Here is a 17,222-nt window from a genome sequence, read left to right as displayed (position 1 = left end):
CGCTGTCCGCGCACCGCCACACCCCGCACTAACCCTCCACCCCTCACCCACCCTTTCCCTCATTGCCCAAATGGCAACACATTCAGTACAGCAAGCCCCCACAAGCTTCACCCCCAACCCCCCGCAACACACCCCCGCCCTACCGATTCCCCCCAACCACAGTCTCGGGCCGATCGACATCCCGCTTCGCAACAAGCTCTCGAAACAACCCCGGTGCGATCATCATGCTGGTCGTGTAGGCGCCGCCCGGATGATCGATCAGCCAGACGTGAAGCATTTCAGGGCTGCGATGGGTTGGGGTACCCGCTTTGCAGTTGCCGTCCTCGTCGCCGAGGCCGACCGAGATCAAGCCTTCCAGCAGGCACATCGTGCGCTTCCAAATGTGGTAGTGCCAGACCGTGAGGTTGCCGCCAGGCTGGGGTCCACGTCCCAATGGCTTGTCTACGTAGAACATGAACCCCGAGAGGCGTTTGCCCTGGGGTGTTCCGTAGTACATCAAGAATTCGGGGCGATCGGGGTCCAGCACTCGATCGTCCAGGATGAACTTGCGGTTCTCGTAGTGTCGACGGTCCTCGAACATGAGTTCGTAGCCGTCGGCCAGGCCGGTCTTGAAGTCGTACCAGCCGTGTTCGAGCGCGGCCCGGTAACAATCTTCTACAAAGGCTTGGGCTTGCTTCTCTTGATCGGGGGTCGCCGGCGTTCCGGGTTCGAACGCGGTCAACTCCCAAAGCACCATCTGTGGTGACTCTTGAGGCTCTCGAGGAATCTCGGTTTCGGAGCGCCAGGTTTTTTCGAAGGGGACCACGCGACGGGCCCAACGTTTTTTGCCCACCACGCTCTCTTCTTCCGGAGCACAGCCCAGCGCTAGAACGATCACCCCAACCGAAGCAAACAAAACCCCGTGGGCAAAAAACGCGCGCTTACTCACCATCGCCCAGCTTCTCCTCCGGCTCCGCATGCTCTGCCCGTATCATCAGCAAGCTTTCCACGTGGCGTCGGGCTGGCGATAGCGCCAGCCCGACGTCACCCAGCGATTGGATGAACGCGTAGGCGCCCTTCTTCGGATCCCATTCGAGCAGGTAGTCATAGTGCTCCGCGAGTCCGGTCTCGTCGATCACGGGGATCTTCGAATCCTCGCGCAACAAGTCTACGAGTTGTGACATCGTCGAACCCGTGGCGCGAAGCTCGCCTTTGCCCAACTCGAGCAGGCCCCGGCGCGACGCGGAGGGCTGCAGCGGTGTACCCGCTGGATGCGGACCGAGGATCATGACCATGGCCTGTTTCCGCTGCGGTCTCGCCTCGAGTCCGAGTTGCGTGCGGATCAGGTCGCGCAGCATGCGGCGGGCGGTTTCCACGCTTCCGTCGCGGGGATGAACCACGGCGTCGAAATCGGACGACTCGACGGAATCGCCGAGAACGATGTCTCGAGGATGTACGCCATAGGCCACCGCCGACAATCGCGAGAGCGTGACGCCGACCAGATACAGGGTTCCGCTTTTGCGAAACTTCTTTACGAGGTTTTGCCGATTTTTGGCGGGCGCGAGCCACTTTCCGCCGGGCGGCTGAGGCGAAATGTGAGCGAATGCTGAAGCCGCGGGCACGTCGGGACTTGCCGCATCGCTGGTCGGCGTGGGTTCGGATTCTCCGCACGCAACGATTGTCATGACCAACATCGACACGAACAAAGAAGACAGCCCCACGCGATTCACCTGGCTGTCTCCACTGACACCGTGGGGTGGCCGAGGGCAATCCAGGCATCGAGCCCACTCGGATGCATCGGATCAACCCGGTTCCGAAAGGAAACAGCGGCTGCACTCAGCACTGCCGGACTCTTGAGCGCCATCCAGTGGGTACAGCTCCGGAGCCTCTGTCTTGCAGCGCTCGAACGCCACTGGGCAGCGCGTGTGGAAGCGGCAGCCCGGAGGTGGATTGGCCGGAGACGGGACGTCCCCCAGGACTGGCGGAGTGCCCGACCGACGATTGGGATCCACCGAAGGGATGGCCGCCAACAGCCCCCGGGTGTAGGGATGCTGCGGATCGTCGAAGATGCGTGCGGTGCTTCCGGATTCAACAATTTGCCCGAGATACATCACGGCGACATCGTCCGCGAGATACTTGACCACACCGAGATCGTGGGTGATGAACAAATAAGCGAGTCCGAGTTCGTCTTGAAGCCTGCGCAGCAGATTCAAGATCTGTGCCTGGATCGACACGTCCAGCGCCGACACCGCTTCGTCACAGATCAACAACCTGGGTTCCGGCGCGAGCGCCCGTGCGATTCCGATGCGTTGCCGCTGCCCCCCCGAAAACTCGTGCGGGTAGCGCCACATGTGATCGGGGTTGAGTTGCACGCGCTCGAGCAATGCCGCCACGCGATCGGTGCGGTCCTGTTTGCTAGAACCGATGTCAAAGGACTTCATGCCCTCCGCGATGATTTCGCGCACTCGCATACGAGGATCGAGGGACGCCATCGGATCCTGAAAGATGAACTGGACCTGGCGCCGATACGGATGCAGTTCTGCGCGGGAGAGCGAGAGGAGATCCACACCCTCGAACAAGACTTCGCCTGCCTGGGGCTTCTCGAGACACAGGATTGAACGACCGGCGGTGGTTTTTCCGCAGCCACTCTCTCCGACGAGAGCCAGGGTCTTGCCGGCCTTGACCTCGAGCGTCAGACCATCGACCGCTTTGATCCAGCCCACGGTTTTGCGAAACAGGCCCTTCTTGATCGGGTACCAGGTCCGCAGTCCGTTTACCTGCAGCAGTGTTTGGCCGTTTGCCTCAGACACCCTGGCGCTCCCTTGCCACGGCGTGACAGCAGGTGGATTGGGTCGAGGTCAGGGACAGTGACTGTGGAATTTCGCGCTCGCAGATATCGATCACCCGCGCACACCGATTGGCAAAGCGACAACCGTCTGGCCAATCCTCGGCCGGGGGAACGACGCCGGGAATCTCGGGCAGCGCCTGGCCCGGTTGCGACAGCGCGGGATTCGATTTGAGGAGACCCTGGGTATAGGGATGGCTGGGATGGCTGAGTATTTCGAGCCGAGTGCCCGCTTCGACGACCCGGCCGGCATACATCACGACAACACGATCTGCGAGTTCGTTCACTACTCCGAGATCATGAGTGATCAGCAGAATCGACATCTCGCTCTCCCGCTGCAACTCTCGGAGCAACTCCAAGATTTGTGCCTGGATCGTAACGTCGAGGGCCGTCGTCGGCTCATCCGCGATCAACAGCTTGGGCCGAGTCGACAGCGCCATCGCGATCATCACCCGCTGCTTGAGCCCGCCGGATAGCTGGTGGGGATAGACATCAAAGCGATCCGAAGCATCGGGGATGCCTACCCGCTCGAACAACTCGACCGTGCGATCGCGTGCCCGGGTCTTGCCCACGCGTTCGTGCAGTCGAATGGCTTCGACGACCTGAACCCCCACGGTGACCACAGGATTGAGGCTCGTCATCGGTTCCTGGAAGATCATCGCGATCTCGTGACCGCGCAGCTGTCGAATCTCGGGGATCGAAAGCTCTCTGATCTCGCGACCATTCATCAGGATCTGTCCGTGTCGAATCCGGCCGGGTTTGGGCACGAGGCGCATCACCGAAAGTGCCGTCATGGACTTGCCACAACCGGACTCTCCGACGAGCGCGAGCACTTCGCCCGGGTCGATCGAAAAACTCACCTCGTCGACCACGGGAATTTCGCGGTTCGGTCCCGGAAAGATCGTCGTGAGATTGTTGACTTCGAGCAGCGGACTCACGACGACTCCCTCAAGGTTCGCGGATCGAGGATGTCGCGGATCGCGTCGCCCACCATGTTTACGGCGAGCAGCAAGACAAACAGGGAAAGCCCCGCGGCGGTGATGTTCCACCAGACCACCGGGTCGCGAGAAAGTTCGCTTCGCGCCTGATCGATCATCTGCCCCCAGCTGCCGTCCACCCCGACCCCCAACCAGGCCAACACCGCTTCGGAAAGCACCAGTCCCGAAAAGGTCAACACAAAGGTGATGATGATGAGATGGGTCAAGTTGGGGAGGATGTGGCGTAATACGATCTGGACTTCCGACACCCCGAGCACTCGCGCCGCCTGGACGTAGTCCTGTTCGCGCAGCTTGAGGGTTTCACCCCGGACAAGGCGACAGAAGCCGACCCAACTCGTTACCGCGAGCGCGATACAAATGGAAAGGGTCGAGCGCCCCATGGCCATGATCAGCGCGATCAACAGGAGCAGTCCGGGCATCGAAGCCAGGGTCGACATGATGAAGAAGACAAAATCGTCGATCCGTCCGCCAAAGTAGCCAGCCGAGATTCCAAACAAGAGAGAAAGAGGAATGGCGATCAAGCTGGTGAGACCGCCGATCAAGAGCGCGACCCGTATCCCCTTGAGCGCCAGATAGACGACATCGCGGCCGATGATATCGGTTCCCATCAGATGCGATCCGGGATGCGCCAGGGGCTTCGCACCGTAGAACTCCACATCGGCCAGAGGGGCGGAGTAGCTGCGCTCGCGCGCGTCCAAGAAGATGCGATCAATCACACTCTTGGCCTCGTGGGCGGATACCACGTCTTCTCCGGTATCGGCGCCACCCACCCACAAGATCGAATCGAGAATCGCGACAGCGAGGTAGAAGCTGACGACCAAAATTGCAATCGGACGACGTCGCCACAGCGAAACCGCTGCCTCGGTCCAGATGCGACTGCTGCGAATTGCCGCGGCCGCGCCGACAAACCCCGCCAGCAGCAGCCCGGTTACGATATTTGAGACGACCCAGTCTTCCATCTCGCGGCCTTTACTCCAGTCTCACGCGGGGATCCACGAGGGAATAGCTCAGATCGGTCAATACCTGGGCGACGACGAACAATACCGATCCGACAAAGACCATGGTGCGCAACGTCGCGAAGTCGTTTCCCTGGATGGCTTCTACCGTGAGTGCGCCGAGACCTGGAATGCCGAAGAACGACTCGAGCACCAGTGATCCGGTGAACAAGAACGGAATCGCGATCACGATCTGGGTGAGAATGGGAATCATGGCGTTCCTGAGTACATGGCGCACCATGATGCGCGCCTCGCCACACCCTTTGGCTCGTGCGGTTCGCACGAAGTCACGGTGAACCTCTTCGAGAAACACCGTGCGATAGAAGCGAACATTCGATCCGATCGAAGACATCAGGCCGACCATGATTGGCAGGGCGAGAAACCGTACAACCACTTCTGGTGACGAATCGAATCCCGAGATCGGAAACCAACGCAGGAGTTTCGCGATCAAGAACTGAGCGCCCACTATGTAGAGCAAGATCGAAACGCTCATGCCGAACACGCAGAGAACGACGCCCATCCGATCGACATACGTCTCACGAAACACGGCGACAATGAGGGAGAGCATCACACTCACCACGAGCCCCATCGCGAACAGCGGAACCGTCAGCGCGAGACTCGGCCCCGCTCCCTTTACGATCTTTTCCATGATGGGCACATCGTCCGCGTCACTGCGGCCAAAGTCGAGGGTCAGCATGCTGCGGTAGTGAGAAAACAACATGTTGTCTTCGAACGACTCCCAGGGCCAAAGGGGACGGTCGTAGCCGTGGTTGACCTTCCACTGCTCGATCGCCTCGGGGGGCGCCTTTTCACCCAGGGCTCGCCGGGCAATGTCATCGGGGGTCGCCACCCAAAAGAACAGCACAAAGAGGAAGAACAGCACTCCGAACACGACCAACACCCCGTAGGCCAGACGACGAATCACATAGGCGAGCATTATTGTCTCTCCCGAATCATGCTCACGACACCTGGTGCCAGAATCGCCAGGACGATGAGCACCAGTAGATAGGCGGGCCACATGATCGGCTGGTTGTTTGCCCTGCGCCTTTGTGCGCGCAGCTTCGGATCGATGTTTTGATACTTGATCGTCGAGAATTCGAAGCCAGGCCGTTTGTACTGGGAGATCCATTCGTGGTAGAGCACATAGCTCTCAGAGTTGAGCAGCTCGATCCAGACTCGCTCTTCTTCGAGCAGATCGAGCATCTTCTGGATGATTTCCGCGCGCACCGTATCGTCTGAGCGCGCCGTCATCTCGTCAAACAGCGCGTCAAATTCTGGATTGCGATAATTCGCATGATTCGGGCCCTTGTTGTCCGCCATTCCCGAGATGAGCAGAAACAGGAAATTCTCGGGATCGGGATAGTCGGCAACCCATCCCCACTGAAAAATCTGATGCGCTTTATTGTCGATCTTTTCCTGAAACTTGTTGTACGTGGTGCTCACAACCTCGACATTCAAACCGATCTTGCGCCACGAATCGACCAGGTAGCGAATCGGGATCAACCCCGCGGCCGAGGTCGCGGAGGTATCGAACCGCAACTTGAGGGGTTGCTGGGTTTTGGGATCGATGCCCGAGGGATAGCCGGCTTCGATCAACAGTGAACGCGCCCTCGGAATATCAACCTCGCGATATGCGTTCTTGTAGTCGGGGTCGTAGCCGTAGAGTCCGGGGGGCAGAATCGACTGCGCGGGCTGACCGCGGCCATTGAGAAAAATTTCAATGTACTCTTCCGAATCGATGGCCAGGCTCATGGCCTGCCGGAGTTTCTTGCCCTGCTGGCCCGCCGCGCGACCCACCACAGCGTCTTCCTGATTGAAGCCGATATAGGAGATCGCCAAATCGACCACGCGATCGAGCTTGATGCCCTTCGCTGCCATCGCGGGAGAGAGCTTGTTGCCCTGAATCACCGTGTCGAAGCTCTCTTTGTTGATTCCCGATTTATCGTAGTAGCCTTGAAGAAATTTGTTGAAGCGCGGAACCGTTTCTTTTTCGCGACGAAACTCGATGCGATCGATGAAAGCCAGGGTCTGGCCCACCAAGCTCTCTCCCGCTGCTCCGCCATATACGGGATTTTCGGGATAGATCGTTCCCGGCGCCTTCCATTCCGGATGCTGCAGGCCATACCAGTTGGGATCGCGTTCGAGCACGATCCGGAACTGCTTGTCGTAGTGGGTCATGCGGTAGGGACCCGAACCGACGGGATGATCGGCAAAGCGCGGCCTCCCCTGCTCGCCGTCGTAGTACTCGACCGCCTCCCAGGGTACGGCCGTCGAAAACGGCATGGCGAACCAATACAGAATCTGCGGGTACGACTCGCTCAAAATCAGTTCGAAAGAAAAATCACCGCGAGCAATCAGTCCCTTGATCGGACCCGCGCGGCGGTACTGTTCGTGCACGGGCAGCGCCGCAAACGCCGGGTCCTCTCGCATCGACATGAGTTTCGCGGTGAATGCGCGAAAACCGTCGATCTTCGAGAACGTGTGCATGACTGGACTGTTGACCCTGGGATCAGCGATCCGCATCAGCTCGAAGAGATAGTCACCGGCCACCACGAGACGCGTCATCTTTTCGCCCCCACGTTCAGCCGCACTCAAGGCAAACGACGGATCGTCCTGGAAGCTGACGCCTTCGCGCAGCTCGAAGGTGTACGAAACCCGCCCATCTTCAAGGGAGACCGGTTCTGGAATGGCCACTGCCAGACCGGGGATCAACTCGTAGGGGCGCTTCAGATAGTGGTATTCGAGCAAGGTCTCGCAGATGGCTCCGATGATCTTGTGAGCACCCACCGTGTACGAAACCGCGGGATCGAGAGTCCGCGGCGCTTCTACGTATACGGTGTACAGGACCTTCAACTCATCGTCGGCGTCCGGATAGGGATTGTTCGAACAGCCCAGCCAGACCGCGCTCGCGACCAGCGAGACCAGAGTAAGGAAGGCTCTCACAGGACTCTGCTGCCACCCAACGTGAATCATTGGGGCTCATCGCCTCCCGGTACACGCAGGGCAAAGAGCTCGTCGTCGAGATCGGGGTCGAGGGCCGCGTGATCGAAACGCAGAGATGCACGGGCGTCTACGGCTGGAAAGTGTAGTCGGATATCGAAAGCAAATGCCGAACCGGAAACATCTCGATAGTCGCTGAAGCGGGCCTTCCAATCCACGTCGCCGTTCACTGCAAAGCGCACGAATTCGATCAATTGCCCTCGCGCGTCAAAGCCGAACTGCTCGCGGAGTCTTCCTTCTGCGTCGCGAAATGCAACACTCACTCCGCCACGGGGTTCGGCGTAGGCGCCGGCAAAGAACGCATCGGCACTCGGTCGCGGGGCACCCAGCAACAGGTCCACCACTTCCTGGGGCCGCATGTCGAATCGCGCAATGCGCCACAACAGATCGGGGGTGACGTCCCCACTCTCGAAGTCTCCTCGACGCGCGTCGAAACTCTGGTAGGTCACACCATCGGTCACTAGAATCGCAGCGATCTGGCCAAAGAGTCCCAGAACTTCCACGCGCAGATCCGAAGGCCGTCGCAATGCGAGGCGTTGCGGGCGGCGAAAGTTCAGATCCGGCGCGTCAAGGGACAGGCGCAACGCACCCGTCAATGACGAGCGTTCTGCCGCAGCCTTCTCGAGGCCTGCGATCAATGCAAGAGGTCGGGGATCGGCGGGATCGAGGGGTACTCGGGATGGCAGCGGTGTCCGGCACCCCATCGCGAAGATCGAAATCCCCATCGCGATCCACCCTAGCCACCCCGCCCACCCCACTCTGAAGTGGGGCTTCACAGTTCACCCAGCTCCCGCCGCAGATCATCGAGCTTTTCGAGTAGGTTGGGTTGTTCGTCTTCTCGGTGATCCATCTCCACCGCCTGGCGGTAGAACTCGTAGGCCCGCTGTTTCTCGTTGAGGATGCGATAGACATCGCCGAGGTGTTCGGAAACCACCGGATCTCCGCCGGTGAGTTCGGCGGCCAGGGTGAGGTGGTCTCTTGCACGCAGCAGGAACTCGGTGCCGAGTACCGGGCTGTCGGCACCGAGCAGGCTGCGACCACGCATGTAGTAGACCCAGCCGAGGCTGTCCGTAATGAAACCGTCGTTCGGTCGCTGGGCCAGTGCCCTCACGATCATTTCTTCGGCGCGGTCGAGGTTCTGGCCCCGCTCGGCCCAGGTATAACCCAGGTAGTTGAGCGCGTGGGCGTTGTCGGGGTTGATTTCGAGCACCTTGAGCATCGCTTCGAGCGCGCGATCGGTCTCGGCCGCCATTCCGAGGAACAGCCCGAGTTGGTAGAGCGCTTCTTCGTCGTCGGGATCTTCGGCAAGGATCGCGTTGAGAATGGCTTCGCCGGTCTCGAAGTCGTCGATTCGCAAGTAGAGACCCGCAGCGTGGAAATCAAGTGTCCGCGCTGGTGACATCTCGCGCAGGGCGTTGACCTCCGCAAGCGCCGCCGCGAAGTCTCTGGCGTCCTCGAGAATCGAAATGATCTGGGCCCGCGCTTCGATGTAGCTTCCACTGCCTTGGGGAATCAGCTCGAAGGCCGCTCGGGCGAGTTCCGGTTGCTCCATGTTGCGACGAACCTGGCCCAGGGAATAGGCAAGTTCGAAGTGGCCCGGAAAATCGATCAGGGCTTGATCGAGCAACAGCGCGGAGCGCTCGTGGCGACCCGCGGAGAACTCGAGGGACGCGAGCCGGCGCACCGCCTTCACGTCCTTGGGATAGTGCGTCACGATGCTTTCGTAGGTTTCGATCGCACCGTCGAGATCGTTCGCGGTCACCAACGCTTCGGCGAGACTGAGGAGGCTGCCATAATGCGTTGGGCGGCGTGCAAGCCCTTCTCGGTACACCGCAATTTCACCCAGGCGATCGCCACTCGATCGCTTGAGTCGCGCCAGACGGCTGTAGAGCACGAAGCGATCGGAATGCTGCTCGAGGGCTTCACGCAGGATGCGCTCGGCCTGCGCCGGCTTTCCCAGGCGCTCGTAGATGGTCGCCAAGGCCATGAAGCCACCGAGCATCTCCGGGCGATTGGCGACCAGGTACTCCGTGATCTGGAGCGCATCGTTCAAGCGTGCGTTTTCGAAGTACACCTGGTAGAGCAAGAGTGCGGCAGCGTCGCTGACGGGAGTTCCATCCTCCGACAGCAAGACCCGTGCGGCGCCCGAAACATCCTGAGTCAGCCGATACAACCCGCCGAGCAGGATGCGCGCGTCTTCGCGCTCGGGATCGAGTTCGACAGCACGCTCGGCGTGGACGATCGCACCTGCCAGGTTTTCGATATGGGCGTCGATCCGGCTCAGGCGCATTTCGAGATACGCCGAGTTGGGATCCTTGGCCACGGCCCGAATCAGGGCTCGCTTGGCCTCGAAATAGTTGCCGTCTCCCAGAGACATTTCCGCGAGCAGGACATCGTAGCCGACGTCCAGGTCTGGTCGGTTCGCTGTACTGGTCCGGGACGGTCCGGATTTCAGCGCCGAGAGCGTGGAACAACCCGAGAGGACGATGCTGAGCGCCAGCACGGCGGCGAGGCTCACAGGCGACCCCGACCTGCAAAATCTCAATGCGCCCCACCCTATGCTTGTCGATCGATCTGCCATTCGGGCTCCGCCTCATCCCGATATCGGCCAGCACGCGCGCTCATCTGAGTCGCGCGTCCAGTTCCGGCCCCCGCATCTAGACAATCACCTGCACAATCACCTGCATTGAAGCGAAGTACAATTTTGCACCTGTATGACAACGCCATGCGAAGTGCAACTATGCCCGCCAACTGCACCAATCGACAGCGCTAGTCAGTCAGGTCAACGACCCCACTGGCGACTATGCCGATAGATAGCCCTGATCCTGCAAGAAACCCAGCAGCTGGGCGACGCTTTCGTCGACCGATTGCGCCCCGGTTTTCATGACGAGTTCGGGCTTCTCTGGCGCTTCATAGGGAGCCGAGATTCCAGTGAAATTCGGGATCTCACCGGATCGGGCCTTCTTGTAGAGCCCCTTCACGTCACGCTTCTCGCAGGTTTCGACATCCGTGGAAACATGAACCTCGAGAAAATCGCCTTCGGCCATGATCTCTCGCACCTGGTCCCGGTCTTCGCGGTAGGGCGAAATGAACGCGGTCAGCACGATTACCCCGGCGTCGGTAAAGAGCTTGGAAACCTCGCCAATTCGGCGAATATTCTCGGTGCGATCTTCGGGCGAGAATCCGAGATTGCTGTTCAGACCCTGGCGAACGTTATCGCCGTCCAGGATGTAGGTGAGGCGCCCCTGCTTCCGCAACGCTGCCTCGGCCGCAACTGCGATCGTGGACTTCCCCGAGCCCGAAAGGCCCGTGAACCAGATCGTCACACCCTTTTGACCCAGCATTTCCTCGCGAGAGGTCCGACTGACCTGTCCATCGTGCCACGTGAGATTCTTCGATTTGACGCTCAACGCTCAGTTCCTTTCATCAGATGACGCCACTCGTCCATTTCCGCGTTCAGTGCGCTTTGCGACGCAACAGGTTCGTGCGCAGCGTGTCGTCGGGCGGCACCCCTCGCCTAGCTGGCTCGGGATTGGAGGGTGGGGCGAGTTCGTAAGGGCGCCGAGTCTAGCGGGAAATCTCTTGTTTTACCGCCCGAATGACACTCTCCGCGGCCTGTTCGACATCTTCCAGGCGGGTCCCGCGCCCGAGACCGAAACGGAGCGTCGCCCGGGCCAGGTCCGCATCTCTGCCGAGCGCCAGCAGCACGTGACTGGGCTCGCCAGTCGCCGAACTACAGGCAGAACCGTTCGAAAGTGCGAGATCGCTGAGCGCCAGCAGCAGGCGCTCGCCGTTGACCCCCGCAAAGGAGAGGTTCAGATTGCCCGGCAACCTGCGCGTAGGATGCCCGTTCAGAATCACCGATGGAATTGCGGCTTCGATGCGCTCGCGTAATAGCTCGCGCAGCTCAACCAGGCGCTTTCCCTCCTGGGCTTGTTCTTCCAGGCAGAGATCCAGAGCCCGAGCCAGCCCCACGATCAAGGGCACGGCCAGGGTCCCGGGCCGAATGCCCCGCTCCTGTCCCCCGCCAACATACAGCGGCCGAAGCCGGATGCCCGGGCGCCGTTCTCGAACGCAGAGAACCCCAATCCCCTTGGGCCCGTAAATTTTATGTGCAGAAAACGACAGCAAGTCGATTTCGCTGTCATCGAATCTGAGCGGAACCTTGCCAATCGCCTGAGCCGCGTCGCAGTGGAATAACACCCCGCGTTCGTGACAACAGCGCGCGATATCGGCGATCGGTTGCAGAACACCAATTTCGCTGTTGGCCGCGGCCACACTCACGAGCGCCGTTCGATCTTCGAGCGCGACTTCGACCGCTTCGGGGGTGACGAGACCGTCCGAATCCACCGGAAGTCGCACTTCGCGGTGGCCCTGGGCGGCCTGGAATCGACAAGCTTCGAGCACTGATGGGTGCTCGGTTTCGAGTGTCACAATCGTGTGTGGGACGGTCGACAGCGCACCCAACACACCCTGGATCGCGAGGTTGTTGCTCTCGGTCGCACCGCTGGTAAAGATGATCTCCTTTGGAGACGCTCCGAGCTGCGCGGCGATGCGCTCGCGCGCATCTTCAACCGCAGCATCGGCACGCCAACCAAAAGCGTGGGTGCTGCTCGATGCATTCCCGTAGTCTTCGCGGAAATAGGGGAGCATGGCTTCCAGCACGCGAGGGTCGAGTGGCGTGGTGGCCTGATGATCCAAATAGATAGGACGGCTACTCATCTGTCACTCGTGCTAGGGAGAGGGTTCAGGGTAGCACCCCTCACGAAGAGACATCAACAAACTTCACGAGGTCCCCAAAACAAACCCACTCCTTCGAATCAATTTCCCCCAACGTCTGTCTCTGTTTCCACATAATCGATCTCATCTCTGCGCGTGCCAAGCTGTCGCCCGGCGACCAGCCAACCCGGCACACCACCAATTCCCGCATCCCCACAACTTCGATACCCGCCCGACCCAGCACTCGCACCATCGGTTCGATCCGCTCGGGCGGTGCTGCCGTCTCGAACGGAGCCATCGCCCCGCCCTCGCGTCCCGCCAGTTTCGCCAATTCGCGGATCGACACCGAACTCATGTCAGCGCGAAAGCGCCAAAGACACCCCAGTCGTGTTCTGATCAAAACAAACCGGGGCACGGGAACGGCTCCGCCTTTCCCGACCCTGAGTCGCTGACCCGAGTCGATGGAATAACAACTCTCGAAGTACGCCTTGGCCATTTCGAGGTCGGCGGAGAGTTTCATACCCGCGCGCCCTACAGGTGTCCCGGCACGAACGGGCGCGTCAGGTTTTCAGCACCATCCTTTGTCACGAGGATATCGTCTTCGATGCGGATTCCTCCCCAGCAGGTCATGAGATCGAGAAGCTTCCAATCCAGCAGCTCGCTGTCCGGGCCGGCGCGCATGGGCTCGAGCAAGGACGGGATGAAATAGAGACCGGGCTCGATGGTGATGACTTGTCCCGTTTCGAGATCGCGGGTTGTGCGCAGATGGGGGCAGTCGTCCGGGGGCTCGCGGATAGACCCGCTGGGATCCGTTTGCTTCCCACCCACGTCGTGCACCTGAAGCCCTAGATGGTGGCCGAGGCCGTGTGGGAAGAAGGGAAAGACCAGGCCTCGCTCGCGCGCTTCGGCCTGCTCGATCCGGATGACGCCGACATCACAGAGCAGCTGCGCCACTCGCTCTTCGGCCATGCGATGCAGCGCAACGAAACTCAGACCGGGACGCACTTCGTCTACCAGGCCCTGCTGGAGGCTTTCCATCCCGTCGAGCAGCGCGCGGAACTCACTGCTCCCCGCCCCCTGACTGCCCGCGCAATAGGTTCGGGTGATATCGCTCGCGTAGCCATTGCAACGTGCGCCGGCATCGATGAGAAACGACTGGCCCGGAGCGGGGGCATGGGTGCGACGGTGTTGGTAGTGGAGTACGGCTGAAGCCTCATCCCACGCGATGATGTTGGGATAGGGAAGTTCCGGATCGAGTTGCCGAGTCGCCTCGAGGTAGCTGAGGTGAAGCCGATGTTCGGAGTGCGACTCAACAACTCCCTTGCGAACGACGGCATGCCCGAGGCTGGCGATGCGCTGCGCTTCGCGCAGGCAAGCAACCTCATAGGGAGTCTTGGTCCCGCGCTGCCAATCGAGGGCAGTCAACAGAGAGACCGGCTCGAAGCAATCTTGCGCAATGCCCAGCGCGCTCGCGGTTTCCGCGTCATCACCGACGAATGCACAGGTCCCCAGATCCTCTAGCCGTATGAAGGCGGCGACCGGGTCTTCGACCTCGTCGATCTCGAGGGATTGCTGCACCCAATCGTCGAGCTCGGGTAGCGGGGCGTGCCAGAAATCATGACCCGCCGCGCGCAGCAGCCGCACGGGCCGACCCGGTCGGTAGACCAGGAGATGATCCGGCCCTGGAACTGGCGCAAAGCGCAGGAAGTGGGGATGCGTGCGGAACGGGACCTCGAGATCATCGCCGTGGTAGGTCGCCAGACGCCCAGCGTGAAAGACGATGGTGTCGAAGCTCGCCCCCTGTTGGGCGGAGGCAACAAGCGCCGAAACAGTCGTGCGGTCGACCGCGCGCAGATGATCCCCGAACAAGCCTTGCCAGTTCACGGCCGCTCTCCCGCTTCCAGCGCGGTCAAGATCTTCTGCCAGATATCGCCGAACGCTCCGTTGCTCATCACCAGGACAACGTCTCCGGGTTCCATCTGCGCGGCTTGATCCATTGCGGCGGCATCGATGTCCGCGAAGATCTGGGTCGCGATTCCCTGGTCCTCGAGTGCGCTGGCCAACACCTCGGCCGAGAACAATTCGGTTGGCTCACCGGTATTGCTGTAAATGGGCTCGACGGGAAGTTCGCGCAGAACCACGCGATCGGCCCCGCCAAAAGCCTGGGCATACGCGTCCTGAAAAACCGCCCGGCGACTCGTGTTGGTTCGCGCTTCGAAGATGGCGATCAAGCGCTGACCTGGGAACTGGGCGCGCACGGCGCCGATCGACGCGCGCACCGCCGTGGGATGGTGAGCGAAGTCGTCGATCACCGTGACCCCCCGAACCTTGCCGCGGATCTCTTGACGCCGCTTGACGCCCCGAAAATTCGCGAGCGCGGGAATGGTTTCTGAAAGTGGAACGCCCTCGCGTTCGAGAACGGCCAGGGCCGCGATGCTGTTTGCGACGTTGAAGCCGCCGTAGAGCGGCATCAAGACCGAGTGCGACTCGCTCTTGTGCTGACCGCTCTTGTACTGGCGTAGGCGCAGGCGAAAGCGCGTGCCCTGCTCGCTGGGTTCGAGCTGGTCTGCGATCCAGTCGACACCGTCTGTATGCCAGACATCGTCGGGCGCCTCGCCCTCTTCCACCACCAGATACTTCACCACGCTGCAGCTGGCGCGGCCTGCAATTTCGCGCACGTGCTCACGACCCCAATCTGCCACGATGCAAGCCGTGTCGGGCATTGCGGCGACCAGATCGCGAAACGCCGACTTCACGTGATCGAGGTCGCGGTAGATATCGGCGTGGTCGAACTCGACCGAAGTCAAAATCAGACTCGCGGGATGGTAATGCAGGAACTTGGGCGTCTTGTCGAAGAAGGCGGTGTCGTATTCATCGCCTTCGACGACGAAGTGCTTGCCCGTACCCTCGCGGAAGCTCCCGTCAAAATCGAGACTGATGCCGCCCACCAGCAGCGATGGATCGCGCCCGGTCGCGAGCAGCAGATACGCGGTGATGCTCGTGGTGGTCGTTTTACCGTGGGTACCCGAGATTACGATGCGATGCTTGTCCGCCATCGCCAACTCGAACAGCGCGTCCGAAAACGAGCGATAGGGAATACCCGACGCAATGGCCGCCACGGCTTCCGGGTTGTCGGGGCGAACGGCATTGCCAATCACGATGAGATCGGGGGCGCGGCCCGAAGTAGAGGCTGCGGCCTCGAGGTGTGCCGGATCGAATCCCTCGCTTGGCGAGATCCCCCAATCGTCCAGCGCGAGACTCATGGGTGGGTACAGGGCTTTGTCCGAACCCGTGACGTCAATTCCCCGGCGTTTGAGCAAGCCGGCCAGGGAGCCCATGCCCGTGCCCCCGACGGCGATAAAATGCACGCGATTCAGTTCGCCGATCGGCGCCTTCTCGGGTGCCTTTTCCGGGGCTTCGACCGCGCCGCTCGGATCAGCCGGAGATGAAGGCATCTATGATGAAGTCGTGAATCTTGGGCCGAAGTTCGAAGCGACTTCGCTTCGCGACCAGATGCACGCGATTGGTGAGCATGACGACGATGGCTTCCCGTTCGAGATCGATCCAAAGAGAAGTTCCGGTAAACCCGAGGTGTCCGACGGAGTTGGGAGAAAAATAATTGCCGGAAGATGAAGCCCCCTGGGTCGGCGTGTCCCAACCCATTGCCCAGTCGGAGTCCTCGGGCAGATGCTGCCGAGTGCAGAATTCGCGCACCAGGGTTTTGGGGAATAGATCGCTGCGGCCGTGCCAGCCGTCGAGGAAGGCCCCGGCAAAGGTCATGACGTCGTCCGCGGTGGCGAACAACCCCGCGTGTCCCGCCACTCCTCCCATCGCCGACGCATTCGGATCGTGCACTTCGCCCCAGAGAATGCGGTCGCGCCATGAACAGTTTTCGGTGGCGGCAATGCGGCGGCGCAATTCTGCCGGGACCGCGTCTTGCGAACTCGTGCCGTCGACGGGCAGCGGCAAAAAGCGCGTGTCCTTCATCCCCAGTGGCCCGAAGATCTGCTCCGCGCAAAAAACGTCGAGGGGTTGTTGTGCCACGGCTTCGACGACTGCACCGAGGGTCATGAAGTCGAGATCCCCGTAGACCGCGGCTTCGCCGGGATCGTGCACGAGCCCCGAGCGAATCACCCGCTCGAGGATCCATTCGCGCCCTTCCGGTGTGCCGAGGATGCGATCAAAACTCTTGCGTTCTTTGCGGATCAACAGCTCGTGGAAGGCCCGCCAGGGCCTGAGCCCAGACGAGTGAGTGAGCAGGTGTCGCAGGGTGACGGCGTCTTTGTCGCGATCCGCAAACTCGGGCAACACCTTTGATACGGGATCGTGAAGATTGATCGCTCCCTCTTTCACGAGCAGCAGGATGGCCGAGGTCGTGGCCATCGGTTTGGTGAGAGAGGCCAGATCGAAGACCGTTTTCCGGGTCATCGGCAAACGCTCCGGTTGAAGCACCGCGTGACCGCGCACGCAAACGTGCTCGACGAGTTCGTTCTCGATCGGCATGCGAGCGAGCACGACGGCGCCCGGAATCTCTGCCTTCTCGATCGATTTTTCGATCGCCTTCGGGACGCGCGCCAACTTTCGGTTGATGATGCTTCGTTTCATCGTCGATCCATGGTCTTTCGAACCTTATCCAGCGCTATCCAGCAGTTTTGCGCGTTCGCCAATCTGCGACGAGATAACCAC

Annotated in this window: 15 protein-coding genes; all 15 read right to left on the bottom strand. The window is 60.7% G+C overall.

Translation table 11 applies throughout. The features are described from left to right. Positions 1-139: 139 nt before the first annotated feature. Positions 140-931 (bottom strand): hypothetical protein, encoded by a 792-nt coding sequence (locus tag IH881_08700; protein ID MCH7867766.1) that lies wholly within the window; start codon positions 929-931, stop codon positions 140-142. Beyond that, positions 921-1,709, bottom strand: coding sequence for a TIGR03435 family protein (locus IH881_08695; GenBank protein MCH7867765.1), 789 nt, complete (start codon positions 1,707-1,709; stop codon positions 921-923). The genes IH881_08700 and IH881_08695 overlap by 11 nt, the downstream gene beginning before the upstream one ends. A gap of 72 nt (positions 1,710-1,781) precedes the next feature. Then, positions 1,782-2,789, bottom strand: coding sequence for an ATP-binding cassette domain-containing protein (locus tag IH881_08690; GenBank protein ID MCH7867764.1), 1,008 nt, complete (start codon positions 2,787-2,789; stop codon positions 1,782-1,784). Further along, the gene (locus IH881_08685) at positions 2,782-3,762 is read right to left on the bottom strand and encodes an ABC transporter ATP-binding protein (protein ID MCH7867763.1); all 981 of its coding nucleotides are present in this window, start codon (positions 3,760-3,762) and stop codon (positions 2,782-2,784) included. The genes IH881_08690 and IH881_08685 overlap by 8 nt, the downstream gene beginning before the upstream one ends. Next, the gene (locus IH881_08680; protein ID MCH7867762.1) at positions 3,759-4,781 is read right to left on the bottom strand and encodes an ABC transporter permease; all 1,023 of its coding nucleotides are present in this window, start codon (positions 4,779-4,781) and stop codon (positions 3,759-3,761) included. The genes IH881_08685 and IH881_08680 overlap by 4 nt, the downstream gene beginning before the upstream one ends. Before the next feature lie 10 nt (positions 4,782-4,791). Next, entirely contained in the window at positions 4,792-5,754 is a 963-nt protein-coding gene (locus IH881_08675; protein MCH7867761.1) for an ABC transporter permease, read from the bottom strand. Further along, a complete protein-coding gene (locus tag IH881_08670; protein ID MCH7867760.1) occupies positions 5,754-7,790 on the bottom strand; it encodes a hypothetical protein in 2,037 nt (678 codons plus the stop codon). The genes IH881_08675 and IH881_08670 overlap by 1 nt, the downstream gene beginning before the upstream one ends. Continuing rightward, a complete protein-coding gene (locus tag IH881_08665; GenBank protein MCH7867759.1) occupies positions 7,787-8,542 on the bottom strand; it encodes a hypothetical protein in 756 nt (251 codons plus the stop codon). Before IH881_08665 ends, IH881_08670 begins: the two co-directional genes overlap by 4 nt. A 47-nt stretch (positions 8,543-8,589) precedes the next feature. Then, a complete protein-coding gene (locus tag IH881_08660) occupies positions 8,590-10,335 on the bottom strand; it encodes a tetratricopeptide repeat protein (GenBank protein ID MCH7867758.1) in 1,746 nt (581 codons plus the stop codon). Between the two features lie 283 nt (positions 10,336-10,618). Further along, positions 10,619-11,227, bottom strand: a complete 609-nt coding sequence (gene cysC, locus IH881_08655; protein ID MCH7867757.1) for an adenylyl-sulfate kinase — start codon at positions 11,225-11,227, stop codon at positions 10,619-10,621. Between the two features lie 157 nt (positions 11,228-11,384). Beyond that, entirely contained in the window at positions 11,385-12,539 is a 1,155-nt protein-coding gene (locus IH881_08650; GenBank protein MCH7867756.1) for a cysteine desulfurase, read from the bottom strand. 40 nt (positions 12,540-12,579) lie between these two features. Continuing rightward, positions 12,580-13,056: a hypothetical protein gene (locus IH881_08645; protein MCH7867755.1), complete on the bottom strand. Its 477-nt coding sequence runs from the start codon at positions 13,054-13,056 to the stop codon at positions 12,580-12,582. 11 nt (positions 13,057-13,067) lie between these two features. Further along, positions 13,068-14,420: a Xaa-Pro dipeptidase gene (pepQ, locus tag IH881_08640; GenBank protein MCH7867754.1), complete on the bottom strand. Its 1,353-nt coding sequence runs from the start codon at positions 14,418-14,420 to the stop codon at positions 13,068-13,070. Continuing rightward, positions 14,417-15,991, bottom strand: coding sequence for a hypothetical protein (locus IH881_08635; GenBank protein ID MCH7867753.1), 1,575 nt, complete (start codon positions 15,989-15,991; stop codon positions 14,417-14,419). Before IH881_08635 ends, pepQ begins: the two co-directional genes overlap by 4 nt. Further along, positions 15,972-17,141, bottom strand: coding sequence for a beta-lactamase family protein (locus tag IH881_08630; protein ID MCH7867752.1), 1,170 nt, complete (start codon positions 17,139-17,141; stop codon positions 15,972-15,974). Before IH881_08630 ends, IH881_08635 begins: the two co-directional genes overlap by 20 nt. Positions 17,142-17,222 lie beyond the last annotated feature (81 nt).

The sequence above is a fragment of the Myxococcales bacterium genome, assembly GCA_022563535.1.
Classification (GTDB): domain Bacteria; phylum Myxococcota_A; class UBA9160; order UBA9160; family UBA4427; genus DUBZ01.
Note: the sequence above shows the minus strand (reverse complement) of the source record. Positions and strands in the feature narration are given on the sequence as shown.